Here is a 3,774-nt window from a genome sequence, read left to right on the forward strand (position 1 = left end):
AACCCCACTGCACGTGAGAAGTTGCTGCGCTATGCGCAGATTTAAATTTGACGCTATTGCGTCGCGTGTTTAAATTTATATTTTCAGGGTGCGGGTCTCGGCGAGTAAAAATTTGAAGTTAAATTTGCAAATTTGACTTCAAATTTGAATAGAAAAAGATAAGGCGAAGTATTTTGAGATGATTTTTGGGGTTTTGAAGTTAAAATTTGACGAAGATAAGGCATATAGCCTATCGAGTCAAATTTTAACAAAATCCGCAAAAAGCGCTCAAAAAGACAAGCCGCCGAAAAATAAAGGAGACTAAAAAGGCCAGATCGCCTCCATAAGCTTCGTCCCCCACGGCTTCCTCGTCGCCCTATCCACGTCGCCTTCGGTTTTATATAAGATCTTGGCGTCGGCGATGTAGCGCGAGTCGATCTCGTTGGCGTTTGAGATGTCGTACGGGCGGATCACGCCGCTAAGCTGCATGATCTGCTTTTCGCCGTTTATGAGCAGTTCGCGCGAACCCTCGATAAAGTAGTTGCCGTTTTCTAGCACCTTGATGATGCGTGCCGAGATCGTAGTCGTAAAGGCCTCTGCGCGCACGCTAGATCCTGCACCCGTAAATTCGTTTTTATTGCCCGCGCTAAAGCCGATATCGCCGGCTTTGTTTAGCTGAGTAGCTAGCGTCGATAGCGGCGCAGAACCCGCGGTAAATATCCCTCCGCCAAGGCTTATCGTGCTATTTTTACTCGTGTCGTGCTTGCCGCTGGAGCTTTGGTTGGCGCGCTCGCTGATGACGACGGTTACGATATCGTTTACGTTCATCGCCTTGCGGTCGGCAAAAAGCGGGTTATCTCCGCGACCGAAAAGACTGCCCGCGTTTGGTTGGTTATTGACCTGTTTGGCGGGAAGCTGCTCGACGTAAACGGGCGGTTTCATATCTATGCGAGGGTCGGCGCTAGGTAAACACCCGCTCAAAAACGCTGCTGCAAGGGCGCAAAAGTAAATATTTTTTCTCACGTTTTACCTTAAAGTGAAAATTTTACGATAAAATAAGCAAATCAAGTTCCAAAAGGAAAATTATGGCTAATTCCATCCTTGCGCTTGGCGCGAATTTTCAAGAAATTTACGAAATTATATCAACAAAATTTAAAAATGTAGCCGTTTTTGACCCCATCAATGATTTTTACGGACTCGAAAATGCCAAAAAAGCCTTTGAAAACGGTAGCGAGCGTGATTTTTTTAAAACCATGATAAATGAGTTTGACCGCCTGGCCGAGAGCGCTGTTTTCGTACTCGTTAAACCAGCGCAAAGCATCGCAAATATCGGCGAAATAGAGCTAAATTTACAGATTGCTAGAAATTTAAACGTTCCCGTTTTTTGCCGCGAAAATTTGAGCTTTTTTACGCGAAACTCAAAGCTGATCGTAAGCGGAAATTTAGATGAAATTTTAAATACAAAGCAAGATATCATCACGCCTTTACGCTTTGAAAATTCGCTATTTAAACTCGCCGCAAAAGATAAAAAAACCGTCGTTTTGCCAGAAAGCGAAGACGAGCGGATACTAAGAGCGAGCGAAATTTTACTAAAAAGCGGCGCGGTAAATTTGATCCTTTTGGGCGACGAAAACGAAGTTAAATTTGAAGCGGAAAAATTAGGCGTAAATTTAAGCGGCGCGAGATTTATAAATTTAGAAAAAAACGAGTACGCAGATCGCCTAACCGCCGCGCTTTTTGAGGCTCGCAAAAGCAAGGGCGTAAGCCTAGAGCAAGCCCGCGAACTCGTGCGAGATAGGACGTATTTTGCTACGATGATGGTACAAGAAAGACTAGCCCACGCCATGGTGAGCGGCGCAAACACGACCACGGCGCACACAATCCGCCCCGCGCTTCAGATCATCAAAACGCGTCCGGATAGCCCGCTAGTTTCAAGCTCGTTTATAATGTGCTTTGACGAGGAGATCCTGATCTACGCCGACTGCGCGATAAATCCAAATCCAAGCGCCGAACAACTCGCGCAAATCGCCATAGCATCGGCTGATACGGCGCACGCATTCGGACTGGAGCCGAGGGTAGCGATGCTAAGCTACTCTAGCGGAGATAGCGGCAGCGGGGCGGATATAGACCTAGTTAGGAGCGCGGGCGAGATAGCGCGAGGGCTAGACCCAGCCCTAAAAATCGAAGCTCCCGTGCAGTACGACGCGGCCATAGATCCCGCAGTAGCGCGCAAAAAGTTGCCAAACAGCGACGTAGCCGGCCGCGCGAACGTTTTTGTATTTCCAAATTTAAACGCGGGCAATATCGGCTATAAAATCGCGCAAAGAAGCGCAAACTGCGTCGCCGTCGGACCGATCTTGCAAGGTCTAAAAAAACCGGTAAACGACCTAAGCCGCGGATGCGGCGTGGGAGACGTCGTAAATACGGTCCTAATAAGCGCGATACAAGCCGCAAACGAAGGAGAAAAATAGTGAAAATTTTGGTTTTAAACTCAGGCAGCTCGTCGGTTAAATTTCAGCTTTTCGATATGGCCGATAACCGCGTCATCGCTAGCGGCCTAGTCGAAAAGATCGGCGAAGCAAGCTCCTATGCCAAGCTAAAAGACGTTAGCGCGGATAAAATTTACGAGGAGCGCGCGCCGCTAAAAGACCACCACGAGGGGCTTGAGGCTATGAGGCGGCTGTTTGTTAGCTCAAATATCCTGCATGATTTTAGCGAGCTAGACGGTATCGGACACCGCATCGTGCACGGCGGCGAGAGCTTTAGCGACTCGGCTCTAGTTACCCCTGACGTCATCGCCAAAATCGAGCAAAACTCCGTGCTGGCACCCCTTCACAATCCGGGCCACCTAGCAGGCATAAGAAATGCAATGCAAGAAACAGACAAAAACGGAAGCGGCAAAAAGGTGCCTCACGTCGTCGTTTTTGATACCGTATTTCATCAAACTATCCCCGAGTACGCCTACCGCTACGCTCTGCCATTTGATCTTTGCAAGAGACTACACATCCGCAGATACGGCTTTCACGGCACCTCGCACCACTACGTGACCAAAAAAGCCGCTGAGCATCTAGGCGTACCGTATGAGAAATTTAACGCCGTCTCGCTACACCTAGGCAACGGAGCCTCTGCCTGCGCCGTGCAAGGAGGCAAAAGCGTCGATACCTCGATGGGCTTAAGCCCGCTAGAAGGCCTGATAATGGGCACTAGAAGCGGCGATATGGATCCTGCGGTGCTTACTTATCTTTTAAATTTAGGCGAGCTCACGGCCGAGGGCATAGACGCGTTTTTAAACAAAAAAAGCGGACTGCTAGGCATCTGCGGCTCAAACGACATGCGCGAAGTGGTCGTCAAGATGCAAGGCGGCGACGAGCGCGCGCATCTAGCTTTTGAGATGTTTTGCTACCGTATAAAAAAATATATCGGCGCGTATTACGCGGTTTTGGGCCGAGTGGATGCGGTCGTTTTTACCGGCGGTATCGGCGAAAACGCCCCGTATAGCCGCGAGAAAATCTGCAACGACCTCACGCACATGGGTATAAAGATCGATCATGAGCTAAATTTTGCCGTAAGCGGCGGTATACGAGATCTCAGCGCCCCTGACGCGACGGTAAAAACTCTCGTCGTGCCTACTAACGAGGAGCTAGAAATCGCGCTAGAAACAAAAAGGGTGATAGAAACTCTCTAAATTTGACCGCTTAAATTTAAGCTTTTATCGGCGTGACATGCACGGGAAGTAAGCTTTCGGCCGGCCTCTTTGATTTGGCGAGCTTTGCGACCTGCAAATTTGACGAGTCG

General features: G+C 48.8%; 3 protein-coding genes. 2 read left to right on the forward strand and 1 reads right to left on the reverse strand.

The genetic code is table 11. The annotated features are described in order from the left end of the window. Positions 1 to 300 precede the first annotated feature (300 nt). Positions 301 to 1,002 (reverse strand): flagellar basal body L-ring protein FlgH, encoded by a 702-nt coding sequence (gene flgH / locus Q0338_RS03965; protein WP_002947754.1) that lies wholly within the window; start codon positions 1,000 to 1,002, stop codon positions 301 to 303. 62 nt (positions 1,003 to 1,064) lie between these two features. On the opposite strand from flgH, the gene pta reads away from it, so the two are divergent. Continuing rightward, positions 1,065 to 2,450 (forward strand): phosphate acetyltransferase, encoded by a 1,386-nt coding sequence (gene pta, locus Q0338_RS03970; RefSeq protein ID WP_298085627.1) that lies wholly within the window; start codon positions 1,065 to 1,067, stop codon positions 2,448 to 2,450. Continuing rightward, entirely contained in the window at positions 2,450 to 3,664 is a 1,215-nt protein-coding gene (locus tag Q0338_RS03975) for an acetate kinase (protein WP_298085628.1), read from the forward strand. The genes pta and Q0338_RS03975 overlap by 1 nt, the downstream gene beginning before the upstream one ends. Positions 3,665 to 3,774: the final 110 nt, after the last annotated feature.

Origin of the sequence: uncultured Campylobacter sp. (assembly GCF_938018145.1) — a bacterium.
In the GTDB taxonomy this organism is placed as follows: Bacteria; Campylobacterota; Campylobacteria; order Campylobacterales; family Campylobacteraceae; genus Campylobacter_A.